This window comes from Streptomyces sp. NPDC006365 (genome assembly GCF_042870755.1).
GTDB lineage: Bacteria > Actinomycetota > Actinomycetes > Streptomycetales > Streptomycetaceae > Streptomyces > Streptomyces xiangluensis.
Window position 1 is genome coordinate 16,644 of sequence record NZ_JBIAHS010000006.1, and the last position, 23,676, is coordinate 40,319.

Annotated in this window: 17 protein-coding genes; 4 read left to right on the forward strand and 13 right to left on the reverse strand. The window is 70.3% G+C overall.

Annotated features, from left to right (window positions below):
* Positions 1-8 precede the first annotated feature (8 nt).
* A complete protein-coding gene (locus ACFYO0_RS18490; RefSeq protein WP_388676660.1) occupies positions 9-2,864 on the reverse strand; it encodes a nitrate- and nitrite sensing domain-containing protein in 2,856 nt (951 codons plus the stop codon).
* Between the two features lie 365 nt (positions 2,865-3,229).
* On the opposite strand from ACFYO0_RS18490, the gene ACFYO0_RS18495 reads away from it, so the two are divergent.
* Positions 3,230-4,111, forward strand: a complete 882-nt coding sequence (locus ACFYO0_RS18495) for a PhzF family phenazine biosynthesis isomerase (RefSeq protein WP_388676663.1) — start codon at positions 3,230-3,232, stop codon at positions 4,109-4,111.
* A gap of 8 nt (positions 4,112-4,119) precedes the next feature.
* On the opposite strand, the gene ACFYO0_RS18500 is transcribed toward ACFYO0_RS18495, so the two are convergent.
* The 8 genes from ACFYO0_RS18500 to ACFYO0_RS18535 all read right to left on the reverse strand — a co-directional run bounded on the left by ACFYO0_RS18500 (position 4,120) and on the right by ACFYO0_RS18535 (position 13,316).
* Positions 4,120-6,405 carry a Tat pathway signal sequence domain protein gene (locus ACFYO0_RS18500; protein ID WP_388676666.1) on the reverse strand — a complete coding sequence of 762 codons (2,286 nt, stop codon included), beginning with the start codon at positions 6,403-6,405 and terminating at the stop codon, positions 4,120-4,122.
* A gap of 3 nt (positions 6,406-6,408) precedes the next feature.
* Positions 6,409-7,080 carry a cinnamyl alcohol dehydrogenase gene (locus ACFYO0_RS18505; protein ID WP_388676668.1) on the reverse strand — a complete coding sequence of 224 codons (672 nt, stop codon included), beginning with the start codon at positions 7,078-7,080 and terminating at the stop codon, positions 6,409-6,411.
* A 321-nt stretch (positions 7,081-7,401) separates the two neighbouring features.
* Complete coding sequence (locus ACFYO0_RS18510; RefSeq protein ID WP_388676671.1) at positions 7,402-8,823, reverse strand: alkaline phosphatase family protein; 1,422 nt, start codon at positions 8,821-8,823, stop codon at positions 7,402-7,404.
* Complete coding sequence (gene eboE / locus ACFYO0_RS18515; RefSeq protein ID WP_388676674.1) at positions 8,820-10,277, reverse strand: metabolite traffic protein EboE; 1,458 nt, start codon at positions 10,275-10,277, stop codon at positions 8,820-8,822. The genes ACFYO0_RS18510 and eboE overlap by 4 nt, the downstream gene beginning before the upstream one ends.
* 7 nt (positions 10,278-10,284) lie before the next feature.
* A complete protein-coding gene (locus ACFYO0_RS18520; RefSeq protein ID WP_388676677.1) occupies positions 10,285-11,151 on the reverse strand; it encodes a TatD family hydrolase in 867 nt (288 codons plus the stop codon).
* Between the two features lie 2 nt (positions 11,152-11,153).
* A complete protein-coding gene (locus tag ACFYO0_RS18525) occupies positions 11,154-11,420 on the reverse strand; it encodes a hypothetical protein (protein ID WP_388676679.1) in 267 nt (88 codons plus the stop codon).
* A gap of 17 nt (positions 11,421-11,437) precedes the next feature.
* Positions 11,438-12,343 carry a sugar phosphate isomerase/epimerase family protein gene (locus tag ACFYO0_RS18530; protein ID WP_388676682.1) on the reverse strand — a complete coding sequence of 302 codons (906 nt, stop codon included), beginning with the start codon at positions 12,341-12,343 and terminating at the stop codon, positions 11,438-11,440.
* A 40-nt stretch (positions 12,344-12,383) separates the two neighbouring features.
* Complete coding sequence (locus ACFYO0_RS18535) at positions 12,384-13,316, reverse strand: SCO3242 family prenyltransferase (protein ID WP_388676684.1); 933 nt, start codon at positions 13,314-13,316, stop codon at positions 12,384-12,386.
* 170 nt (positions 13,317-13,486) lie between these two features.
* Here ACFYO0_RS18535 and ACFYO0_RS18540 point away from each other — a divergent pair, with 170 nt between their 5' ends.
* On the forward strand, positions 13,487-14,965 hold the full coding sequence (locus ACFYO0_RS18540) for a glycoside hydrolase family 3 protein (RefSeq protein WP_388676687.1): 1,479 nt from the start codon (positions 13,487-13,489) through the stop codon (positions 14,963-14,965).
* Positions 14,966-15,336: 371 nt separating this feature from the next.
* Here ACFYO0_RS18540 and ACFYO0_RS18545 read toward each other — a convergent pair whose 3' ends face one another.
* A complete protein-coding gene (locus ACFYO0_RS18545; protein ID WP_388676690.1) occupies positions 15,337-16,362 on the reverse strand; it encodes an N-acetylglucosamine kinase in 1,026 nt (341 codons plus the stop codon).
* Positions 16,363-16,468: 106 nt separating this feature from the next.
* On the opposite strand from ACFYO0_RS18545, the gene ACFYO0_RS18550 reads away from it, so the two are divergent.
* Together ACFYO0_RS18550 and ACFYO0_RS18555 are read left to right on the forward strand one after the other, a co-directional pair.
* On the forward strand, positions 16,469-17,713 hold the full coding sequence (locus ACFYO0_RS18550) for a glycosyl hydrolase (protein WP_388677588.1): 1,245 nt from the start codon (positions 16,469-16,471) through the stop codon (positions 17,711-17,713).
* 241 nt (positions 17,714-17,954) lie between these two features.
* Positions 17,955-20,267: a glycoside hydrolase family 3 N-terminal domain-containing protein gene (locus ACFYO0_RS18555; RefSeq protein ID WP_388676693.1), complete on the forward strand. Its 2,313-nt coding sequence runs from the start codon at positions 17,955-17,957 to the stop codon at positions 20,265-20,267.
* Here the strand turns inward: ACFYO0_RS18555 and ACFYO0_RS18560 are convergent.
* From ACFYO0_RS18560 to ACFYO0_RS18570, 3 genes are read right to left on the reverse strand one after another with little or no spacing between them, the layout of a single operon-like run.
* Positions 20,231-21,145, reverse strand: a complete 915-nt coding sequence (locus tag ACFYO0_RS18560) for a carbohydrate ABC transporter permease (protein ID WP_388676696.1) — start codon at positions 21,143-21,145, stop codon at positions 20,231-20,233. The two genes, ACFYO0_RS18555 and ACFYO0_RS18560, sit on opposite strands and share 37 nt — an antisense overlap.
* Positions 21,142-22,161 carry a carbohydrate ABC transporter permease gene (locus ACFYO0_RS18565; RefSeq protein WP_388676699.1) on the reverse strand — a complete coding sequence of 340 codons (1,020 nt, stop codon included), beginning with the start codon at positions 22,159-22,161 and terminating at the stop codon, positions 21,142-21,144. Before ACFYO0_RS18565 ends, ACFYO0_RS18560 begins: the two co-directional genes overlap by 4 nt.
* Positions 22,161-23,531: an extracellular solute-binding protein gene (locus tag ACFYO0_RS18570; RefSeq protein WP_388676702.1), complete on the reverse strand. Its 1,371-nt coding sequence runs from the start codon at positions 23,529-23,531 to the stop codon at positions 22,161-22,163. The genes ACFYO0_RS18565 and ACFYO0_RS18570 overlap by 1 nt, the downstream gene beginning before the upstream one ends.
* Positions 23,532-23,676: the final 145 nt, after the last annotated feature.

Here is a 23,676-nt window from a genome sequence, read left to right on the forward strand (position 1 = left end):
TGTGTCCTTCATGAGCGGTCTGCCGGCGGAGTCGAGGTGACGGTTTTTCCGGGGACAGGGACCTGCGTACCTGGGCTCGCGAGTGGGGCTTCCTCTCCTCCGTTTCCTAGTTCGTTTCCTCTTTCGTCGTACGTCCACTCCTCTCCGTCGTCACGGGCCCGAAGCGTTCCGCGCTGGAAACCGGAGAGCGAGGCGGCCGCGCGCTCCGCGTCGAAGTCCTCCAACGGGTCGTCCGCCCGGGTGGGCACGGAGTCCTCCCGCAGCTCGGTGGCGAGGCTGGTCTGCGGTACGCGGCGCGGCAGCGGAGCGAGGCCGCTGCGCTGGCTGGAACCTCGGCCTGATCCGGAGCCCGGGCCGGACCCAGGCCCGGAGCCCGGGCCGGACCCAGGCCCGGAGCCCGGGCCGGACCCAGGCCCGGAGCCCGGGCCGGACCCAGGCCCGGAGCCCGGGCCGGACCTGGGCCCGGACGTTGGCCCGGACCCCGGGCCGGACGCGGACACGGACGTTGGCCCGGACCCCGGGCCGGTCGCGGACCCGGCGGTATCGGCCGTCCGCGGCCGGGTCGCGGGCCGGGCCACGCGGCTGCGCGCGTGGCTGTGCCGGTCAGGGCCCTGCGTATCGGCCGAGCCCGGTCTGGCCCAGTCCGGTTCGGTCGAGTCTGGTCCGGTGGAGTCTGGTCCGGTGGGGCCTGGTCCGGTGGAGTCTGGTTCGGTGGGGCCTGGTCTGGTCGAGTCTGGTTCGGTGGGGCCTGGTCCGGTCGAGTCCGGTTCGGTCGAGCCTGGTGCGGGCGTACCGGCCGAGCTTTCCGTGAGAGCTGCGACCGGCTCGACGTCCTCCCGGCGCGTCCGGGTTTCCTGGCCCCCTTGGGCCGGGACGTCGGCTTCATCCGCCGAAGCGTCTGCTGAGCCCCAGCCGACGGCATCCGTGTCGGCCGCGGGCCCCTCCCGCACCACGATGTCGTGCGGCACCAGCACGATCGCGGTCGTTCCGCCGTACGGAGAGGACCGCAGCGTGACGGCGATGCCGTGCCGCGTGGCGAGCCGGGCGATCACGAACATGCCGAGCCGGAGATCGTCGGCCAGCGCCACCACGTCGAACTGCGGCTCCACCGCCAACTGGGCGTTGAATGCCTCGTAGTCGTCCTCCGACATCCCGAGACCGCGGTCCTCGACCTCGATGGCCAGGCCCTTGGCCACCATCGCGGCCCGTACCCCGACCGGGCTGGGAGCGGGCGAGTAAGCGGTCGCGTTGTCGATGAGTTCGGCCAGCAGATGGATGACGTCCGCCACCGCGGGCGGGGCGAGGTACACCTCCTCGTCGGTGTGCACCTCCACCCGCTGGTACTCGGCGACCTCGCCGACGGCGCTGCGCAGGATGTCGATCAGCGCGACCGGTTCGGCCCAGCTGCGGCCCGGCCGCTCGCCGCTGATGATGACGAGGTTCTCCTCGTAGCGGCGGAGCTGGCTGGCGTTGGAGTCGAGTTCGTACAGGCCCTGGAGAATGTGCGGGTCCTGGTGTTCGCGTTCCAGCGAATCAAGCTTGCTGAGCTGGAGATTGACCAGGTTCTGGCTCTGCCGGGCGATCCCCAGGATCACCTTCTGGAAGCCACGCCGGGTGTCGGCGAGCTCCACCGCGGTGTGGACGGCCGTGCGCTGGGCGGTGTTGAACGCCTGCGCCACCTGGCCGAGTTCGTCCCGGCCGTAGTCCAGCGGGGGCGCGGCGGAGTCCGCGTCCACCTTCTCGCCCCGGTCGAGCCGTGCGACCACGTCGGGCAGTCGCTCCTGGGCGAGGCTGAGGGTGGCCATCCGCAGGCCGCGCAGCCGCCGGAACAGGGAGCGGGTGATGCGCCAGGACAGTACGACGCACAGCAGCAGTGCTACGAGTCCGCCGGCGCTCAGTGCGGCGGCCTTGACCAGCAGTGCATGGGCTTCGTCACTGCTGCGGTCGAGTAGTTCCGTGGTCTGCCGCTGGATCAGATTGGGGTACTGGACCGTGAGTTGGCCCATCGCGTTGTTCCACTGGTCCCGCGCGTCCGGCAGATTGATCTTCCGGGCGTCGCCACGGCCCGTCGTACGGGCCTGGAGCACCTGGGCCTCGACGGCCTCCAGGTCCTTCCAGGCCGATCCCTGGAGGATGCGCTCGGTCTGCGTCTTCGCCGTGCCGCTCGCGGAATGGACGATCTGGTCCTCGACGAGCCAGCGCCGGGTGTTCACCAACTGGACGAAGGCGGCGTGCGACTCGTCGTCCAGCTGGCCGGACGGCCAGGCCAAGGTGAGCAGGGTGTTCTCCTGGGAGACCAGTTCCGCGGCGTGTTCCAGCGCGACGAGCGGTTCGGCCTGCGAGGTGAGGTCACCGTCGTCGACCTTGGAGAGCTCCTGGAAGGCGTGGATCTGGTCGTCGATGATCGCGGTGTACTGGTCCAGCGACTGCCGGGCGATGTCGGTGCGGCCGTCGACCTGGCTCCGGTAGAACTCCAGGCTCCCTGCGGCGGCGATGACCGAGTACAGCCGGTCCCCTATCCGCTCGGGCGCCTTGTCGATTGTTTCCGACCGGCCGATCAGTTTGGCGACCTGTGCGTTCGTACGTTCCCGCTGCTTGTCCAGGAGCGCCCTGGAGCTGCCGGGCGTGGCCAGCCAGGCGGCCGACAGGCTCCGCTCCCGCTGCAGCGCGAGGGTCGCGTCGGTGCCCATGGCGCCGGTCGACCTGCTCAGCTCCGTCTGCGCCCGCAGCCGTAGCCCTTCGGAGAACATCTGCGTCGTCGTCACCCCCCACATCGCGGCGAGGGTGATGCTGGGGACCAACGCCAGAAGGATCAGGGAGAGACGTATGGAGCCGAGACGGCGGGGACCTGTCCGTGGAGACATCGTCGTCCTAGGGCGAGGAGCGAAGAACTGCGAGCTATGAGCGGTATTGGGTAGCGGGGAGGCGAGGCGGTGAGACGAAGACGGTGGGTGGCCGCGTGTCCGACATCACACTAGGGGTGCGCAGGATGCTATCCGTACCAGCGTCCGTACGCACTGTGAGAGACCTAAAAGCTTGACGATGAGGCGGCATGAAAGCGGTGGGTGACCGTCTCCTGACTCATCGTCCACAGCTGTCCGTTGGTGACCGCGGGCTGATCGGCCGGACGGCGTCCGCACCCCGGTTGCGCTCATCGAGGAGCGGACATGCTGACTCGTCGCCGACAACTCGTTTCTCAAGGCGTGCTGCCTCGTGGGAGCGTGCAGCCATGAGACCCGAAACCAGCACCGAGGTTCTGCGCTACTCCGCCTTCACCCCGGAGGGGTCTGCCGATGACGGTGGCAACCCCGCCGGGATCGTTCTGGACGCCGCCGGGCTCGACCCCAGCCGGATGCTGGCCCTTGCCGCCGAGGTCGGTTACTCGGAGACGGCGTTCGTCATGGCGCGGGATGATGCCGAACGCCGCTTTCGGGTGCGGTACTTCAGCCCTCTTGTCGAGGTTCCGTTCTGTGGGCACGCCACCGTGGCGACCGCCGTGGCGCTCGCCGAGCGGAACGGGGCCGGGGAGTTCGTCTTCGACACCCCGGCCGGAGAGATCCCGGTGTCCACGGTCGCCGACCCGGACGGGCCGGTGCGCGCCACCCTCACCAGCGTCCCCACCCGCTCCCGCCCGGCCACCCCGGACGAGACCGCCCCGGCTCTTGCCGCGCTGCGCTGGGCCGAGAGCGACCTGGACCCGGAACTGCCGCCGCACGTGGCCTTCGGCGGGGCCGAGCACCTCGTGCTCGCCGTCACGTCCCGCGCCCGGCTGGCGGATCTCGCGTACGACTTCGACGGCCTTGCCGACGTGATGCGACAACACGGCTGGACCACGCTCCAACTGGTCTGGCGCGAGGCGGACGACCTCTTCCACGCCCGCGACCCCTTCCCGGTAGGGGGTGTGGTGGAGGACCCCGCGACGGGAGCTGCCGCCGCCGCTTTCGGCGGCTATCTGCGAACCCTCGGCCTGGTCCGCGAGCCGATGACCCTCACGCTCCGCCAGGGCGAGGACATGGGACGCCCCAGCGAACTGCTCGTGGACATCGACCCGACGGATCCACGGGTGCGGGTCACCGGCGGGGCGCGCCCGATCGGTGACCCGCACCGATAAAAGACCTACTACGGCAGCCCCCACGGCTCGCCCGGCTCGCTCAAGGCCACCGGAGCGATGTCGAGTTCGGGGCGTTCACCGGCGTACAACAACACCTCCCGGCCCTTGGCCAGCTCGATCACCAAGGTGCCGTCGTCCGTCGGATGCGTGCGCGCCCGGCTGCCGTCGTCGAGCACCGCCGTCACCGGTCCGCCCGTCAGACCGTGCCGGATCTCCAGCCGCTCGCCCGCCAGGCTCCGTACGCGTACGAAACGGGTGCCCCCGCCCCTGCGGACCGCGCTGACCAGGAAGGCCCCCTGCGTGCGGAAGTCGTGCAGCGTGGCATCGGCCCAGGAATCCGGAACGGCGGGGAAGATCCGTACGACACCGCCCCAGCTCTGGCAGAGCATGTCGTGCAGCGACTGCGACGCCGACAGCGGTGTCTCGATGACCGGGCCGGCCTCCGTGTAGTGGGTGTTGGCCCGGCATGGGTACCGCGTGCTGGGGTCGAAGAACTTCTTCAGGTACTCCAGCGCCGTGGAGCCGCGGCCCATCATCGCGTACATCGACGCGGCGCCCGTATAGCTGTAGCCGCGGTGGGATCCGGTCACCGCGTGCCAGTGGACGACCGACTTCTCGATCAGTTCGCGCTGCTCCGGCTGCTCCCAGTTGACGAGATACAGCGGGTACACCATCAGCAGGTGGGAGTAGTGGCGGTGGGACTGGGCGTACGGGGTGTCCGCACCGATCATGAAGCCGTTCTCGTCCACCGGATACGGCGTCAGCTTCGCCAGCACCTCCTGCCAGCGCGGCTTCAGCGGATCGTCGACCCCCAGCCGCTCGGCCGCCTCCAGGAGCGTGGTGCAGCCCCAGCGGATCAGCGCCAGGTCGTAGTTGGTGTCCTTCGGCGGTACGACGGGATACTCCGGCGACAGCGTCGACGGCAGGTGCAGCTTGCCGTCGCTGTCCGGCTGGAGGAAGTGCAGGTAGTAGTTGATCGCGCGGCGCAGCAGCGGGAACACCGTGTCGCGCAGCAACGCCTCGTCCATGGTGTGGCGGTAGCTCAGCCATACGTTGTGCAGCGCCCAGGTCAGATTGCCCGACTCACCGCCGCTGCCCGGGGTGGGGGCGCTGCGGTTGGCGAACATGTCGGAGCTGCGGCCGACTCCGGCGCTGTCCGAACGGTACGCGGCGGGCACGTTCGCGATCAGCTGTTGCTGGTTCTGCCTCAGGGTGGTGGCGAGTGAGTCGAGTTCCAGATGGTTGGAGCCGTGGATGAGCCAGTACTCCAGCTGCACATTGAGGTTCCACCACACGGCGGGCCAGGGCGTGGGCTCCAGCCAGGGCCCGCAGGTGGCCATCACGGGGCCGTCGGCGCGGCTGGCGGACGCGACCTTGTAGAGCTGGATCCAGTGGAAGCTCTGCAGGCGCTCGTCGGGGATCGAGACGAAGCTCTTGCGGTAGAAGGCGTGCCACCAGCGGGTGTGGAGCGCGCGGAGCGCGCGGTACGGAGCGGCGCGCTGGACCTTCCGCAGCGAGACCTCCCCGGCGCGCGTGTCGGAGGGGTGGCTGTGGGCGACGCCGAGCAGGAGCGTGTCGCCCGAGCGGCGGTATGCCGTCGCCGTCTGGCCGCCGCCGAGGAGCGGCTGGAGGACCTGCTCGATGTCGCCCGAAGTCCTTGTGGTCCAGGGAGGGTTGGCGACATACCCGGCGGGCGGCGCCTCGCTGATCTTCCGGGGGCTGACGGCCTCCTCGGGATGGAACGTCCAGCGCACCTCCTCGTCGCCGTCGGCCGTCACGCGCGCCGCGAGGATCCCGTCATGGATGAGCGCGGAGAGCGTCAGCGTGCCCTTGTCGGTGCTGATCGTGCCGGTGAGCTCGGCGTTCCACAGACTCAACCGCCAGTCGACCGCACTGATGGTGCCGACCGGATCGAGCGTCAGATGCCCCACGGGCAGCCGGCACGTCCCCCAGCCACTGCCGAACTCGGGCCGGTGGTCCTGCACTTCACCGTGCTGCACGGTGAATCGAATACTGTTCGCCCCGGGCTCCCGGTACACCATGCTGCCCAGCCGACCGTCCCCCAGAAACGGCCCTTCGTGCCACAGCGCGGGCAGTCTGCGCCACACCAGATCCTGCTTCCGCAGGAAGTCGGCCCACGCACCGTCCGACTCCATACGGTTACGCAGCTTCCAGCGACCGCCACCCTGAGCGGCGGAGGAGGGACCGGCCGGACCGGCGTGGGCAACTCCTGGGAGAGCGGCGGCAGTTGTGCCGACCAGGGCTGAACCGAGTACTGCTCTTCGTGAAGTCATGGCTCACCGCGTCCAGTACGTGATGTTGCGGAAGCGTGCCTCGGCGCGACCGCTGCCGTGGTGGTAGACGCCGTTCTTGAAGTGGCGGGTGGCCGGGCCGCGGTCCTGGGTCGTCAGCACCAGCTCGTCGTCGAAGTAGACCTTGACGCTGCGGCTGGAAGCGTTGTGCTCCAGCTTGACGTTGAACCAGGTGTTGTACGCGTTGGTCTTCAGGACCGTGCGGTCGTACGCCCGTACCGTGCCGCCGCTCGCGCTGTACGCGTTGAGCATGAAGTCCGTGGCGTGGGTGCCCTCGGGGCGGATCACTCGGAGGATCTGCACAAAGGTCGCGCCGTTCGTACCGGACGGGAGATACACATCGGCGTCCCACATGTGCTGCCCGGACGTGTACTCCTGCCTCCAGCGCATCTCGGTGCGCGGGTCCGTGGAACTGCCCTGCGACATGGGCTCGTCGGTGTCGTACACCCACATCCGGTGCACACCACCGCTGTTGCTGTAACGCTCGCTCAGGCTGAGATTCCACGGCTTCTGCATGCCGTACGTGAACGAGGTCTTCTCCCAGCCGTCCGTGGGAGACGCGGCCACGGCGGAGGACACCGACGGGGTCATCGCCCAGGCGGCGCCCCCCGCGAGTAAGCCTCCGGCGGCAAGAACCGTGCGTCTTGATGGGTTCATGTCACTCCCTCAACGATTCATCGGATCTATCTCTCGAGGGGCAACGTAGAAGCTGGCGGAGAAGTGCGTCAACATGTCGGACGCGTCGAGGATAGATCCGATGTACGGGTCGCTAAGTCTGGACCTTACTCACCGGGCGTGATACGTGAAAGGGCGGATCGGCGGGCACCGCGCGGGCGTCTCATGACGGGTGATCGGTCAAGGGCTGTTCTCGCCCCGGATCGTCACCCGCCGAACGGGCTCCTCAGCACGCCACGTGGCGTAGGCCGGGGGAACGAGGGGCGGCCGATCCGTGGGCAGGGCCGGGTGCGTGCGGGGAGGTCATTGGGCCTGCCCTTCTCGCTTCTCTTCCTCTTCAGGAAGTCCCTCTTGCTCAAGTCCCGCGAGCCGCAGCAGCAGCGGCTTGACGTCCGTGGCCGCGAACTCCGTACGCGCAGGACCCGGCTCCGAACACAGCAGTACGGGCCCGTGGTCCGGATCCTCCGGCAGCCGGCCGTGGCTGCCGCGCACCCCCGACGGGTCCAGCGGGACGGTCTGTATCCGGTAGCGGAACCCGAGCTTCTTCCGGGCGATCTGGCCCACGGCCTTCAGCTTCACCGCCGGGACAGTCTCGTCGTACAGCAGCTCGGCGGGGTCGTAGCCGGGCTTGCGATGGATCTCCACCTGGCGGGCGAAGTCCGGGGCACGCTCGTCGTCCAGCCAGTAGTAGTACGTGAACCAGGCATCGGAATCGGCGACGGCGACCAGCTCGCCAGACCGCTCGTGATCGAGGCCGTACGCCGCCTTGCCCTCGGCGTCCAGCACCCGCTCCACACCGCCCAGTTCGCCGACGATCTTCGCGACGGCCGCGGTGTCGGCAGGGTCCCGAACGTACACATGCGCCACCTGGTGATCGGCGACGGCGAACGCGCGTGAGGTCCAGGGGTCCAGGTACTCCATGCCGTCCTGCGTGTACACGTCCAGCAGTCCGGCACGGCGCAGGGCGCGGTTGATGTCGACGGGGCGGGAGACCGGGGTGATGCCGTACTCGCTGAGTGCCACGACGGTGGCGCCTTCGGCGAGGAAGTGGTCGATCAACGGGCGGAGCGCCTCGTCGAGTTGGCGGGCGGCGCGGGCGGTCTCGGGGGAGTCCGGGCCGGACCGCTGGGGCTCGTAGTCCATCTGCGGGATGTAGACGAGCGTCAGGTCCGGGCGGTGCTCGTCGAAGACCTGCCGGGCGGCGCCGAGGATCCACTGGGTGGAGGGCATGCCCGCGTTCGGCCCCCAGTAGGTGAACAGGGGGAACGGGCCGAGCCGGTCGGTGAGTTCGTCGTGCAGGGAGGGCGGCCAGGTGTAGCAGTCGGGTTCCTTGCGGCCGTCGGAGTAGTAGACGGGCCGAGGGGTGACGGTTAAGTCGACGTCCGCCCCCATGGCGTACCACCAACAGATGTTCGCGACCTTGTAGTCTGGGTCGCTCTTCCTGGCCGTCTCCCAGATCTTCTCGCCGCCGACGAGCGCGTTGTGCTGCCGCCACAGCAGGACTTCGCCGAGGTCGCGGAAGTACCAGCCGTTGGCGACCGCGCCGTGGGTGCTCGGCGGTTCCCCGGTGAGGAAGGTGGACTGGGCGGTGCAGGTCACCGCGGGCAGGGTGGTCCCGAGCGTGGCCTGGAAACCGCGTTCGCCGAGGGCGGCGACGGCTGGCATATGGCGCAGCAGCGTCGGGGTGAGCCCCACGATGTCGAGCACGACGAGCCGGTCGGTCATGACGTTTCCTCCTTCAGGCCGAGCCCCGTCAACCGGTCTCTGGCCCAGGCGAGTTCGGCGGCGATGCCTCCGGCCAGGTCGGCCGGCGGCCGGGGCAGCACGGACCAGGTGTAGGTCTCCACCTCTATATGGTCACAGGCGGCGACCGGACCACCGAGAAGTTCGGAGAGTACGGCGGTGAGCTGGGGCGCGGTCGTACGGAGCGGGGCTTCGGGCTCGGCATGCAGCGGGGCATGGAAGTGCACCCGCCAGGCGCCTCGGTCGGCGGGAAGCCCGCCGGCCAGGGCATCGGGGAGATCGTCGACACCGAGGACCGGGCCCTCGCCCGGCACGCGCTGCCCGCCCGAGCGACGGGCATGCCCCGGGCCGGCGGGGCCTGTCGGGTCGCCGGGCCCGCCGACGGGAATCGGCCCGGCGGGAAATCCGCCGTCGTGTCCGTCCGGCCGTCGGGAGCCCCCGGAGTTGTCGGCGCCGATCGGGCCGCCGAGCCCGCGGGCATGCCGGGACCCGTCTCCCTGCTCGCCCGCCGCCAATCCCCGCTGGCGGGGGATCCGGGGCCTCGCGACGCCGAGGGCCGGTCCCTCGACCGGCCCGCTGGATGTGCCCCCACTGCCCAGCGCAGCAACCCTCGTACGCGTCTGATGCAGAAACCGCGGCTCCGCAAGCCGCCCGAGCGCAGCCCGAGCAGCCGGATCCGCCGGATCGTCCGCCTCCACCGCGCAGGACGCCTGGAGCTTGACCACCGGCAGCCCGGCGGCGGCCAGCCGCGCCAGTGCGGCACCCGGGTCCTCGAACTGGACCGCGAGATGGCAGGCGTCCAGGCAGATTCCGAGCCGTTCCGGGTCCAGGCCGCCCAGTTCCCGTACCGCCTGCGTGGTCGTCTCGACCACGCACCCCGGCTCCGGCTCGAAGCCGACGCGGACCGGACGGCCGGTTTCGCGCTCGATCGCGGCGAGGCCATCGGCCAGCCGGTCCAGGGCGCGGCGGGCGGTGTTGGAACGTTCGGCCGGCCAGGGCGTGCGCCAGGCGAGCGGAAGCGTGGAGACGCTGCCGCGGCGGGCGTCGTCCGGGAGGAGGGCGGTGAGGACGCGGGCGCAGTCGAGGGTGTAGTCGAGGCGGGCCTTGTGCGTCCAGTCGGGAAGGTAGACGTCCTTCTTGACGACCTCGCGATGGAAACCGGCGTACGGGAAGGCGTTCAGGGTGACGGTCTCCAGTCCCCGCAGGCTCAGCTCGTCCTTCAGCCGCGCCAACGCCCTTCCGTCGTCGACGAGTTCGGTGACGACATCGCGGGCCAGCCACAGGCCGATGCCGAGCCGGTCGACGCCGAGCCGCTCCCGTACGGGTTCGGCGTACGCGGCGAGCTGCGCGAGCACCCCCTCCAGGTCCTCCGCCTGATGGACGTTGCTGCAGTACGCGAGGTGGATGGGCGTCCCGTCGGGATGGCGCAGGCGCATCGCCCGCTCACTCTCCGCCGCGTTTGATGGAGTTGCCCTGATAGGTCACGGACTCGTCGGGCTTGGGCTCGTCCAGGACCGGGTCGAGGTCCAGCCGGCCGCTCTGCCCGTAGAAGGCGACCGGGTTGCGCCACAGCACCCGGTCGACCTCGTCCACCTCGAACCCGGCCGCCAGCATGGCGAGACCGGTCTTCCGGGTCTTGAGCGGATCGCTGCGCCCCCAGTCCGCCGCCGAGTTGACCATCACCCGCTCGGTCCCGTGCTCCTGGAGGATCCGTACCATCCGGTCCTCGCTCATCTTCGTCTTCGGATAGACCGAGAACCCGGCCCAGCAGCCGCTGTCGAGGACCATGCCGACGGTGAGTTCATTGAGGTGGTCGAGCACGACCAGCTCGGGCGCGATCCCCGACTCCCGTACGACATCCAGCGTCCGCCGCGTGCCGGCCGCCTTGTCGCGGTGCGGGGTGTGGACGAGGGCCGGGAGTTCGTGCGCGATGGCGAGCTGGAGCTGCCGGGCCAGGGCCTCGTCCTCCTCCTTGGTCATCGAGTCGTAGCCGATCTCACCGACCGCGACGACCCGGTCCTTGGCGAGATAGCGCGGCAGCTCGTCAAGTACCGGTGTGCAGCGCGGGTCGTTGGCTTCCTTCGGGTTGAGGGCGATCGTGCAGAAATGCTGGATGCCGAACTGCGCGGCGCGGTACGGCTCCCAGCCCAGCAGCGAGTCGAAGTAGTCGTAGAAGCTCTCGGGCGAGGTACGGGGCTGGCCCAGCCAGAAGGCCGGTTCGACCAGGGCGCGTACCCCGGCGGCGTGCATCGCCTCGTAGTCGTCGGTCGTACGGGACGTCATGTGGATATGGGGATCGAAGATGCGCATGATCAGGAGACTCCGTCGAGGGCGGCGGGCGCGAAGACCGTGTCGATGAGCGCGGGGTCGTGCAGCGGCAGGGCGGTGAGCAGTACGGGACGGGCGGCCTCGTCGACGGTCCAGTGGCCGTCGATCCCGGCCCGGCCGCGGCGGCGGACGGCGGGGAAGAGGGCGCCGATGGCGGTGGGATCGGCGAGGATGCGGTCGACGGAGCTGTCGAGCCAGGCGCGGGCCTCGGGTTCGAGGACCGCACGGAGTTCAGGTATGCCGGAGGTCATGGTCGCACTCTCTGTGCTTACTGTGCTGCTTGCGCTTCTTGTACTGCCTCTCGTGCCTTCTGCTCTCTCTGCACTTTCTGAACCGTCGGTGCTTCAAGTGCCGTCCGTCGGAGGAACTCGATGGAGCGTCGGGCCACTTCGGGCGCGTCGAGCGAACCGCCCTGGATCTCGACGGAGACCAGCCCCTGATGCCCGAGTTCACCGAGGGCGGCCAGCACCGGGACGAAGTCGATCTCGCCTTCACCGAATTCGAGATGCTGGTGGACACCGCGCCGCATGTCCTCGATCTGCACGTTCAGCAGGTGGGGTGCGGCCAGTCGTACGCACTCCGGCAGCAAGATCTCCTCGACGCAGTGCGCGTGCCCGATGTCCAGCGTGATCCCGTACAGCTCATGCCCGCCGAGCCGTTTCCCGAGCTCCAGGCACCGCTCCACGGTGTCGACGAACATGTACGGCTCCGGCTCGAAGGCGAGGGCGACGCCATTGGCCTCCGCCGTCTGCAACACGGTCTCCATACCCGCCGTGAGCCGCTTCCAGGCGTCCTCCTCCGGCAGCCCCTTCGGCGCGGCACCGCTGCACAGATGGACGGTGGGCGAACCCAGGTCGGCCGCGATCCAGATCGCCCGCCGCAGCAGATCGACGCGCCGCTGCGCCCCCTCCGACATCAGCGTCGGCTCGTGCCTGCCCCATGGATCGAGCAGATAGGGCGCGCCCGTCTCGACCGTGACGCTGAGCCCGTACCACGCCAACTCTCCTGCGAGCGAGTTGACCTGGCGCGGCAGATCCTCGGCGTACGGATCGAGGTGGCCGTGGTCGAGCGTCAGCGCCACCCCGTCGTAGCCGAGGTCGGAGAGCACGGCGAGCACATCGCTCAGCCGGTGGTTGGTGAAACCGTTGGTGCCGTAGCCGAATCGCAGATCCATGAGGGGCGCTCCTTGGGTCGCTTTCAGGTCGCTCTTCGGGTCAGGTCGGTGACACGCGCCGGGCCAGCCGCCGCGCCAGCGGATGCACGGCCCCCAGCGCCGCCGCCACCACGGGCGATCCGCCCCGCGCGGTCAACGCCGTCTGCAACGGCACAAGCCCCAGAATCCCGGCCCCCACCGCCCGCCGTACGTTCTCCCCCGACGGCTCCCGCACGGCCTTGACCTGCGCCAGTCCGTACGTACCGAGGTAGCCGAGCGCTCCGGCGGCGGCGACCGCGGCGGTACGGGCGTCAGGGTGCCGCCCGGGCCCGGAGGGCGCGGTGCCCGCTGCCGCCAGCGCTGTCGCGGCCGACACTCCGAGTGTGGCCGCAGGCAGCCGCGCCGGGGCGCCGGAGATCTCGTGCCGGCTGAGGGCGGTGAGCGTGTACGTATGCAGCCCGACCAGGGCCGCGGGCACGAGCCCACGCCGCCCGGACTTCCCCCCACCGGCCGCCACCGCGCCCGCGAGCACGTCCAGGGCCCGTGCCCCGGCCATCGCGGTGGGCCCGGCCTTCGTCGACTTCAGCTTCAGGTCGTACGCCCAGACCAGCCCCGTCAGCGGCAGCGCGACGCCGAGGCCACGGCGACCGCCGGAAATGGCCGCGAGTCCGAGACCCGCGGCGGTCAGTCCGCAGGCCAGGGAGAGGGCCGTACGACGTGGGACTCGGCCGGAGGGGACGGGGCGCTGGGGGCGTTCGACGGCGTCGACGGTGGCGTCGGCGTAGTCGTTGAGAGCCATCCCCGCCCAGTAGAGGCAGACGGAGGAGGCCATCGTGCCCACCGTCCGGGGTGCCAGCGGGCGCCCCGCGGCGGCGGCCCCCGCGAGGATGTCGCCCGGCACGCTCAGCGCCGCCGGAGCGCGTACGAGACTTGCCAGGTCAGCGAGGCGTATGGGCCGGGATCTCAAGCGGATGTCCGCTTTCCGGTCGTTCATGGGAGCAAGTTACACGCGATGATTGGACATTCATTCTTGAGGTTTGTGGGAGTTATGTGATGAGTGTGGCGACGGGTCGGTGTTTCCGTCTGCGTGCTGAGTGCTTCCGTTGAATCGGCCATCCATCTACCTTATTGACTTTCGGTTGGGTGAACCAGAGGATTCCCGGAGTGACCCACACCGAGCACACGTACGCCGGTCCGGCCCTCCCTCCCGACCTCGACGAGGCCGTCCACCGTTGCCTCGTCGCCGGATTCGACGGCACCACGACCGTCCCCGACACTCTGAAGCGGCTCATCGACCGCGGCCTCGGCGGCGTCATCCTGTTCACCCGCAACGTGCGCGACGCGGAGCAGGCCCGCGAACTGACGGACGCGCTGCGGGGCATCCGGTCCGATCTGCTGGTGGCCATCGACAACGAGGGCGGCGGCATCGGGCACCTCGTGAGTGCGGGCGCACCCGAAGTCCCCGGCTCCTTCGCCCTGGGTGTCGTGGACGACACCCGGCTCACCGCCCGGTGCGCCGACGCACTGGCGGGACACCTGGCCTCGCTCGGCATCACGGCCTCGTACGCCCCTGTCGCCGACCTTCAGCACCACCCGCTGAACCCGATCGTGCGCACCCGCTCCTTCGGCGCCGATCCCCAGCTGGTCTCCCGGCATCTGCGTGCCTGGATCACCGCCACCCAGGCGCGCGGCGTCGCCTCCTGCGCCAAGCACTTCCCGGGCCACGGGGGCACCGTCACCGACAGCCACCACGATGTGGCGGTCGACCCACGGACGTACGACGAACTCGACCTCGCCCCCTTCCGCGCCGCGATCGCTGTGGGCGTGCCGATGCTGATGAGCGCACATGTCGTGTTCCCGGCACTGGATCCCGACCGTCCGGCCACGCTGAGCCCCCGCATCCTGAGCGGCCTGCTGCGCGACGAGCTGGGCTTCGACGGCGTATTGGTCAGCGACGCGCTGGAGATGAAGGCGATCGCGGACAGGTACGGGGAGGCGGCCGGGGCACGGCTGGCCCTCGCGGCAGGCGCCGATCAAGTCATCGTCGCCGTACCGGATTTGGGGGTCACGACCGGTTGCCGGGATGCGGTGCTGGACGCGGTGGGCAGCGGTGCGTTGCCGGCGGAACGGGTGCGGGAGGCCGCGGGCCGGGTCCGGCGGCTGGCCGATCGGTATGCGGCGCCGGTGGCTTCGGACGCGGTCGCCAGATGGGATGTCGGGGCCGGACTGGAGGCGGCACGGCGGGCGGTACGGGTGCCTGCGGCGCCGGTACGGGGAGCCCACGTCGTCGACCTCTTCCCGCCACCGCATCCCGCCCTCAACTGGGGCGGCGAGGACCTGCTGACGGAGGTACGCGCCCTCGATCCCACGGCCACGGGAACGGCGGTCACGGATCCTCCGGCGGATGTGGTGGGCCTCGCCGCCGGGATACTGCGACTGGCAGAGGGCGCGCCGCTGGTGGTCGCCACGTGCGACGCAGGCCTGCATCCCTGGCAACTCGCCCTCCGGGGCGCGCTGTTGGCCGGGCGTGCGGACGCCGTCCGGGTGTCGACGGGGCTGCCGGACGGCGGTGACGTGTGCTCGTACGGACGCGGCCGGGTGAACCTGCGGGCGGTGGCGGAGGTGCTGGTGGGTGTTGCTTGAGGTGGACGTCCGGCAGGCCTGGAGGCCGTGGTGATCGCGGATCACCCCCAGGCTCGGGGTCCTGCCGAACGCGCATAATGTCCCTCGCCGCCGGGGCAACCGCCGTCGCGTCGCGTTCGCCGCGCATGGACGGGCAGCGCCGCAGCCACCGCGCCTTCCCGTGGACGATGCTGATCACGGTGAGCGTACCCAGGTGGCGGCTCGGACGGAGCCGTTCCCGATCCGGCGAGGGTGGCGCAGCACCCGCCGGTGCCGGCCTGGAGTCCCGCCGGCCGACCGACTTCCGAGACTTCGTCACGCCGAGAGTGACTCGGCCGCGGGCACGCGCGGCGCCGGGACCTCCAAAGACCCGACGCGGACCAGCGGCCGCCCTACCGCACAACCCGCGGAGCGAGTTCCCGCTCCAGCCGGGCCAGCGCCACCGCGCCACCGCAGCCGTCCGCCACCCGGTCGACCTCCAGTCCGAGCTCCTCCAGGCGACGCTGCACCGCCTCCGTGAGAGGCCCGTCCGCGCCGAGCAGCCCGCCGGTGGCGACCAGCCGTTCCCCCGGGCGGCAGCCCAACGCGCGGACCGTCGCGGCCAGTTGATCGGCCGCCTCGCGGAGAATGGCCGTGGCGACGGCATCCGCGCCGCGGGCCGCCTCGCTCACCAGCGGGGCTAGCCCGGCGAGTTGGATCGGCGGCTGAGCCATGACGGCGGGCAGCAGCCGCATGCGATACGCCTCGCGTTGTGCCCGGGACGTGAAGGCAGGCCCCTCGGACCCACCACCGCCCGGCAACACGTCGGCCGGTAGCCCGAACGCCCGGCCGACCAGCGCAGCCAGCACCGTGGAACCACCCCGCCCGTCCGCCATACGCAGCGCCGAACGCACCGCCTCACGCCCGATCCAGAAGCCGCTGCCGTCGTCGCCGAGGAGCCAGCCGTCACCGCCCGCGGTAGCGGTGCAGCGGCGGTCGGTGATGCGGGCCGCGACCGCGCCGGTGCCGGCGACCAGGGCGAGGCCGTTCGCGGGGGCGCCGGGCGCGGAGGCGAAGGCGGCCTCGATGTCGCTGTAGACCTCGACCGATGCGGCGGCGATGCCCAGCCGCCGCAGCGCCGAGGTGAGGGCGGAGTGGGCGTTGAGCCGGCCGGGCTCGTCCGCGGCGGTCCGCGAAGCGCCCGCGAACCCGCCCGCCACCGCCACCACCCGGCCGCGCAGCGCTTCCGGCACGGCCTCCGCGACCGCCTCGGCAAGGTGGTCGGTGAGCTGAGGCACCGGGACGGTCAGGGCGTTGCCCGGCCCTGCCGCGCCCGCACCGCGCGGGCGGCCGTCGCGTACGGACGCCAGAACGGCGCGCGTACGTGTGCCGCCCGCGTCCAGGCCGACCACGCATTCCTGGTTCAAATCATTGTTCATTGGCGACCATGGTGGTTGATACATTCGCCGGAGACAAGGTCCGACGAGGGCCGACAGGTCCCGAGGCCTGACGTGTTCCGGCGGGCCAGACCAGGAGGAGGTCCCCATCAACACTCCCACCGCGCCCGCGCCCGCACCCGCACTCCGCTTCGGCGTCAACTACACCCCACGTCGCGGCTGGTTCCACTCCTGGCACGACTTCGACCCGGCGCACGCACGCGAGGACCTGGCGCAGATAGCAGGCCTGGGCCTCGACCACGTACGGATCTTCCACCTCTGGCCGCTCCTCCAGCCCAACCGCATGCTCATCCGCACCGCCGCCGTCGACCAGCTGGTGCGCCTGGTCGACCTGGCTGCCGAGGCCGGGCTCGACGTTCTCGTGGACGGCATTCAGGGCCACCTGTCCAGCTTCGACTTCTACCCGGAGTGGACCCGCAGCTGGCACCACCGCAATGTGTTCACCGACCCCGAAGCCATCGAGGCCCAGGCCGAACTGCTGAGGGTCCTGGGCGGCGCCCTCGCCGACCGCCCCAACCTCCTCGGACTCCAGCTCGGCAACGAGCTGAACAACCTGGTCGAACACAACCCGGCCACGCCGGACCAGGTGGACCACTACCTCGACACGCTGCTGACCGCCGCCCGCTCCGGACTGGGCGCAAAAGGCCTGGTCACCCACTCCGCATACGACGCCGCCTGGTACGGCGACGATCACCCCTTCACCCCCGAGGCCTCCGCCCGCAAGGGCGACCTGACAACAGTCCACCCCTGGGTGTTCTCGGCCGACTGCGCACGCCGCTACGGCCCCCGCTCCCCGCAGGTACGGCACCTCGCCGAGTACGGAGTGGAACTCGCCAAGGCCTACGCCACCGAACGGGCCCGCCCGGTCTGGGTCCAGGAGACCGGAGCGCCCGAGCCGCACATCCCCGCGCCCGACGCCCCGGGTTTCGCCCGCGCGACCGTCCTGAACGCGGCCGAATGCACGCACCTGTGGGGCGTGACCTGGTGGTGCTCCCACGACGTGGACCGCTCCCTGGCCGACTTCCCGGAACTGGAGTACACCCTGGGCCTCTTCGACTCCACCGGCCGGGCCAAGCCCATCGCCTCGGCTCTCGCCGACGTGGTGGCGAAGCTGCGCACCGGGCCACACCAGGCGCAGCCCCGCGACACCGCGTTGATCCTGGACTGCACGCCCGCGACCCGGTCCGTGTCCGGACCGGGCGGGGCGTATTTCGAGGAGTGGATGCGACTGCGTGCGGATGGGCTCCGCCCGGCGGTGGTGCCGGCCGCGTGGGCGGAAGACGCGGAGTACCTGGCGGCACGGGGGATCAGCGAACTGATTCGGATGCGGTGAGCGTGGTCCCTGGGTCGTATGCCGACTGCGGGTCCGTTGTGGCTGGTCGCTCCCCCACGCTCGGCTTCTCCCCCCATTCTCGGCTTCGCTCGAGCGGGGGGACCCCATGGGCGGGGGGACCCCCATGAGCGGGCCCCCATCGCGGCGGAGCCGCACATTGATACAGCCCCGCGTCCCTGAGGCGAACGGCGCGACCAGCCACCCACAACCCGCAGCCGACACCGAAGAAGCGACCGCCCCCATGCTCTATCGCAACCCCACCGCCTCGGTCGAAGCCCGCACCCGCGACCTCCTCGGCCGAATGACACTGCGCGAGAAGGTGGGACAGCTCAACCAGCGCATGTACGGCTGGAACGCCTACCGCCGCACCCCGTCCGGCTTCGAACTCACCGAAGCCCTGCACGCCGAAACCGAGCGCTTCGCCGGGCTCGGCGCCCTGTACGGCCTGCTGCGCGCCGACGCCTGGTCGGGCGTGGACCACGCCACCGGAGCCGATGCCGCGGACAGCGCGGCGCTCGCCGAGATGGTGCAGCGCCACGTCGTCAGCGAAAGCAGGCTCGGCATACCCGCCCTGTTCGTCGAGGAGGTGCCCCACGGTCATATGGCCCTGGACGGCACCGTCTTCCCGGTGAACCTGGCGGTCGGCGCCACCTGGGACCCCGAGCTGTACGAGCAGGCCGCGGCCCACGCGGCAGCCGAACTCCGGTCCCGTGGCGGCCACTTGGCGCTCGTCTCCGCACTGGACATCGCCCGCGACCCCCGCTGGGGCCGCACCGAGGAGTGCTTCGGCGAGGATCCGTACCTCGCGTCCCGTCTGACCGGGGCGCTGGTACGGGGCATGCAAGGGGACCCCGGGGATCTCTTCGCCCCCGACAAGGTCCCCGTCGTGCTGAAGCACTTCGCCGGCCAGGGCGCCACCATCGGCGGCCGCAACTCCGCCGAGTCCGAACTCGGCCCCCGCGAACTCCACGAGATCCACCTCCCCGCCGCGAGGGCCGGCCTACGCGCCGGGGCCGCCGCCGTCATGGCCGCGTACAACGAGGTCGAGGGCATGCCCTGCTCCGGCAACCGCGCCCTGCTGCACGATCTGCTCCGCCGCCGCTGGGGCTTCGAGGGGCTGGTCATGGCAGACGGGCTGGCCGTGGACCGGCTGGCCCGGATCACCGGCGACCCGGTCTCGGCGGGCGCCCTCGCCCTGAACTCAGGCGTGGACCTGAGCCTGTGGGACGAGGGCTTCACGCACCTGGAGGAGGCGGTTGAGCGGGGCCTCGTACGCGAGGAAACCCTCGACGCGGCCGTCACCCGAGTCCTCTGCCTGAAGTTCCGCCTCGGCCTCTTCGAACGCCCCTGTGCCGCAGACCAGTTGGCAACCCCTCCCACAGCCCTCGCAGCCCTCGGCCGGGATCTGAGCACGGCCCTCGCCCGAGCCGCGGTCACCCTCCTCCACAACAACGGCGGCGTCCTCCCGATCCCCTCGACCGCGACCCGTATCGCCGTTTTGGGACCGCACGCCGCCACCACCGCGCACCAACTCGGCGACTACACGGCCCCGCAACGACCCGGCACCGGCACGAGCGTGCTCGACGGGCTACGGCGGCTCGCCCCGCCCGGGGTGGAGATCACCCACGCCCGCGGCTGCGCCCTCACCGGCGACGACACCTCCGGCATACCCGAAGCCGTCGCCCTCGCCGCCGCCGCGGACCTGGCCGTGCTCGTGCTCGGCGGCAGCAGTGCCCGTACCCCGGAGACCGGCTTCGCGGCCAACGGGGCTGCACAACAGACCGGTTCCGGGATGACCTGTGGCGAGGGCGTCGACCTCGCCGGGCTGCGGCTCGGCGAGGCGCAGTACGAGCTGTTGCGCGCCGCCTCGGCGACCGGCACCCCCGCCGTGGTGGTCCTGGTGCAGGGGCGCCCACACGCCGTCCCGGAGGCGGCGGACCTCACGGCGGCACTGCTCACCGTCTGGTATCCGGGCCCGTGGGGAGGAGACGCGATCGCCGAGGTCCTGCTCGGGCACGCGGAACCGGCCGGCCGGCTTCCCGTCTCCGTCCCCCGGTCGGCAGCCCAGCTCCCCGTCTACTACAACCACAAGGACACGGAGTACGGCGCCTACGTCGACGACAGCGCCGAGCCGCTGTACTCCTTCGGGCACGGACTGTCGTACACGACCTTCAAGTACGGCCCGCCTCGCCTGTCGGGCCTGTCGGGCCTGTCGGGGCACACCATCGAGGTCGATGTCACCAACACGGGGAAGCGGCACGGGCGTACGGTCGTCCAGCTGTACGTCCGGCGGCTGCTGACCCCCGTCTGGCCACGCACCCTCGAACTGAGGGCCTTCCACTCCGTCGACCTCGCTCCCGGCGAGTGCCGTACCGTCACGTTCTCCCTCGGCGCCGACCAACTGGCCCAGGTCGGCGCCGATCTGGAGACCGCACTGCTGCCCGGCACGCTCGAGGTCCGGATCGCCGAGTCGGCCCGGGCCGCGCTGACCGCGGTACCCGTCCTGTTCCGCGTGGATCAGAACTTCACCGCTCCCGACGCGACGCCCTTGTAGAACCACCGTTGTGTGATGGCGAACAGCACGAGCACCGGAATCAGGGAGATCACCGACCCGGCCATCACCACCCGCTGGTCATAGCCGAACGACGAGGTCTGCAGCCGGGCCAGCCCCAGCGTGAGAGTGAAGTTCTCCTCGGAGCGCAGCACGATCAGCGGCCACAGGAAGTCGTCCCAGGCGGCGATGAAGGTGTTGATGGCGACGACCGACATCGCACCGAAGGCGCTCGGAAGGTACAGAAGCCGGAAGCGCTGCCACTCTCCCGCCCCGTCGAGCATGGCCGAATCCTCGATCTCCCGGGGGACGGCGAGAAATGCGGCCCGCATGATGAGGACATTGATGGCGCCGACGAAGCCCGGGAGCCATACGCCCGCCAGGCTGTCCACGAGCCCCAGGTCCCTCATGCTCAGGAAGAGGGACACCATGATCGCCTCGAAGGGGAACATCATCGAGGCGATCAGCAGGACCCAGACCGCCTTTCGGCCCCGCCACGCCGGTTTGGAGAGCATGTAGCCGGCCAGGGTGGAGAACAGCAACTGGCTGACGAGGGACAGCACCACCACGATCATGCTGTTCCTGATGTACGTCGCCACGGGCACCTGGTCGAAGACCTGTTGGTACGCCCGCAGCGTCGGCTCCTGGGGCAGGAGGGTGGCGTTCGCACCGAAGACGTCCTCCGTCGTCCCCTTCAGCGAGGTCAGGAACTGCCACAGCAGCGGGCCGACGGTGATCGCCAGCACGAAGAGCAGCAGCAGATAGCGGACCACGAGTTCGCGGGGGCGTCCGTAGTCCCGCCAGCGGAAGCGCCGCCGCGCGGGCCGCGGATCGGCCGGGGTGCTCTGCGCGCTCGGGGCGGTCGGGGTGCTCGTGGTCATTCCTCATCCCCCCTGGTGAGGCGCTGCGCCAGCAGCGTGAGGCCCAAGGTCAGTGCGAACAGAGCGACGCTGACCGCGGCGCCATACCCGGCGTTGCCGCTCAGCGGATCGAGCCCGACGTCGCGGATGTAGAAGGGCAGGGTGCGGGCCTGGCCGCCGGGGCCGCCGGTGGGGCTGCCGAGCATGTAGATCTCGGTGAACACCCGCAGCGAGCCGATGCCCGTCAGCACGCCGACCAGCAGCATCGTCTGCCGCACGCCCGGCACGGTGATGTGCCAGAAGCGCCGGACAGCGCCCGCGCCGTCCATGGCCGCCGCCTCGTGCAGGTCCTGCGAGACGTTCCCCAGGGCGGCGAGGTAGAAGATCATGTACCAGCCGAGCCCCTTCCACAGTGTCAGGCCCATCGCGGACAGCAGGATCAGCCACGGATCGGACAGGAAGGGGATGGCCTCCCTGATCAGATGGGCCTTCTCCAGCCAGGTGTTGACCAGTCCCTCGTCCTTGAGCAGCCACTGCCAGCTCAGTCCGACGACCACGCTGGAGGCGATCACCGGCGTGTAGAAGGCGGACCGGAAGAACCCGATGCCGGGCAGCTTCTTCTCCACCAGCACGGCGAGCAGCAACGGCAGCAGCATCATCAGCGGCACCACGATCACCGCGTACAGCACGCTGTTGCGGGTCGCCAGCCAGAAGTCGTCGTCGCCGAGCAGGCGGGTGTAGTTGGACAGCCCGACGAAGTTCGCCGCGCCGCCGAGCGGCTTGGCGTCGGTGAACGACAGCAGGAAGGTGTTGAGGAAGGGGAACACGCCGAAGCCCGCCGCGCACACGATGGCGGGGAGCGCCCACACCCAGGGCAGCCACCAGCGGCGGTACAGGGCGGCGCCGTTGGCGCCCGGCGCGGGCCCGGGGCGCAGCGCCCGGCCCAGGCGCCGCAGACGGCCCGGGGCCGGGCCCGGTGCGGCGCTGCTCGCCCCACCTGACCCGGCCGTCGGCTTCGCGGTCTGTGTCGCTGCCATCAACTGCCCTGCGTCAGCAGCTCGTTGGCCTTGTCCTGGGCGTCCTTGACCGCCTGTTCGGGACTCTTCTTGCCCTGCATGGCCAGCTGCACCTGGGCCACGATCGCGTTCCGCTGCGGGTCGGAGAGGACGACCTCGTCAGCGGTGGCGGTCTTGAGCTGCTCGGCGACCACCTTGCGGGCCTCGGCGAAGGGGTCGTCTCCGGTCACCGTGGTGAAGAACGGGTCGTCCAGCGACTCGGTGGTCGTCGGGAAGATCACGACGTTCGGGTCCTTGCACCACGCCGTCTGGTTCTCCGCGTTGGTGAGGAACTTCGCGAACGCCAGCGCGGTGGGTGCGTTCTTGCTGGTCGCGGGGACGGAGATGTACTGCGGGGCGCCGGTGGTGTGGCCGAGCTTGTCGAACGGGTACTGGCCGACGCCGGTCTTGTCGTAGACCGACGGGCTGTTCTGCTTCACGAAGCGCACGAAGCTGGGGTTCGTCGATCCGTAGGCCACCTGGCCGTTGCTGTAGGGCGTGGAGGGGTCGTCGCTTGAGGACAGCGAGTCCTTCGGCATCGCGCCTCCTTGATACAGCTTCGTCATCCAGGCGACCCACTCGGTGGTCCTGGGGTCGTCGGCGAAGACGAAGGACTTGCCGTCGTCGGAGTACACCTTGATGTCCATCTGCTGCCAGTCGGCCGGGAGGCGCCAGATCGGGTTGGCCATCGTCGCGTAGTACTTGCCCTTGGCCGATTTGGCGATCTTCTCGTAGTCCTCGAACAGCCCGAAGAGGGTCGTCGGCGGCTTCTCGGGGTCGATACCGGCCTTCTCCAGCATCTCGGTGTTGTACGTCAGGTTGATTCCGCCGGTGTACCAGGGCAGCACGGTGTGGACGTCCGAGCCGGAGGCGTCCTTCAGGGCGCTGGAGTCCCAGAACGCCTTCACGAAGGGCTTCGACGCATCGGGGTCCTTCTCGTCGAGGTTGAGCAGGTAGCCGGACTTGGTGAGGGCCGTCGCGGTGACCTTGTTCAGGTTGATCACGTCGGGCAGGGAGCAGGCCTGGGCGTCGGCGACGTTCCGCTCGGTGAACTTGGCGTCGCCCGGGTCGTCGACCCACTTGACGGAGGTGCCGGGGTGTTCCTTCTCGAACGCCTTGATCACTCCGTTGAAGAACGTCCCGAAGTCCTTCTTCAAGTTGGTCGTCTGGAAGGTGATCTTGCCCTTGACGTCCCCGGTGAGCTTGCCGGAACCGACGTTGCCCTTGTCGACCTTGCAGCCGCCGGCGGTGGCCTCGCCGTCCCCGGAGTCTCCGGAGAGACCGCAGCCGGCCGCGGCCAGCGACAGGACGATGAGGCCTGCCAGGGATCCGGTGAGTCTTCTTGCGCGCATTTTTGCCCTCCTGCGACCAGGCTTCTGCTGGTTCAGATGCTGGTTCAATTCACCAACTTGGACTCCGATTGATGAAAATGTGGACCTAAATTCATCGGAGGTCAATGGGGCGTCGTGTTGCTTTTGGGTTCCGGATGGAGGTCGG

Bases quoted from the DNA above. Each gene is read 5' to 3' on its own strand.
- ACFYO0_RS18555 (WP_388676693.1), top strand. From the start codon at position 17,955: ATGCTCTATCGCAACCCCACCGCCTCGGTCGAAGCCCGCACCCGCGAC.
- ACFYO0_RS18545 (WP_388676690.1), bottom strand. From the start codon at position 16,362: ATGAACAATGATTTGAACCAGGAATGCGTGGTCGGCCTGGACGCGGGC.
- ACFYO0_RS18495 (WP_388676663.1), top strand. From the start codon at position 3,230: ATGAGACCCGAAACCAGCACCGAGGTTCTGCGCTACTCCGCCTTCACC.
- ACFYO0_RS18535 (WP_388676684.1), bottom strand. From the start codon at position 13,316: ATGAACGACCGGAAAGCGGACATCCGCTTGAGATCCCGGCCCATACGC.
- ACFYO0_RS18560 (WP_388676696.1), bottom strand. From the start codon at position 21,145: ATGACCACGAGCACCCCGACCGCCCCGAGCGCGCAGAGCACCCCGGCC.
- ACFYO0_RS18530 (WP_388676682.1), bottom strand. From the start codon at position 12,343: ATGGATCTGCGATTCGGCTACGGCACCAACGGTTTCACCAACCACCGG.
- ACFYO0_RS18525 (WP_388676679.1), bottom strand. From the start codon at position 11,420: ATGACCTCCGGCATACCTGAACTCCGTGCGGTCCTCGAACCCGAGGCC.
- ACFYO0_RS18565 (WP_388676699.1), bottom strand. From the start codon at position 22,161: ATGGCAGCGACACAGACCGCGAAGCCGACGGCCGGGTCAGGTGGGGCG.
- ACFYO0_RS18510 (WP_388676671.1), bottom strand. From the start codon at position 8,823: ATGACCGACCGGCTCGTCGTGCTCGACATCGTGGGGCTCACCCCGACG.
- eboE (WP_388676674.1), bottom strand. From the start codon at position 10,277: ATGCGCCTGCGCCATCCCGACGGGACGCCCATCCACCTCGCGTACTGC.
- ACFYO0_RS18490 (WP_388676660.1), bottom strand. From the start codon at position 2,864: ATGTCTCCACGGACAGGTCCCCGCCGTCTCGGCTCCATACGTCTCTCC.
- ACFYO0_RS18520 (WP_388676677.1), bottom strand. From the start codon at position 11,151: ATGCGCATCTTCGATCCCCATATCCACATGACGTCCCGTACGACCGAC.
- ACFYO0_RS18570 (WP_388676702.1), bottom strand. From the start codon at position 23,531: ATGCGCGCAAGAAGACTCACCGGATCCCTGGCAGGCCTCATCGTCCTG.
- ACFYO0_RS18500 (WP_388676666.1), bottom strand. From the start codon at position 6,405: ATGACTTCACGAAGAGCAGTACTCGGTTCAGCCCTGGTCGGCACAACT.
- ACFYO0_RS18505 (WP_388676668.1), bottom strand. From the start codon at position 7,080: ATGAACCCATCAAGACGCACGGTTCTTGCCGCCGGAGGCTTACTCGCG.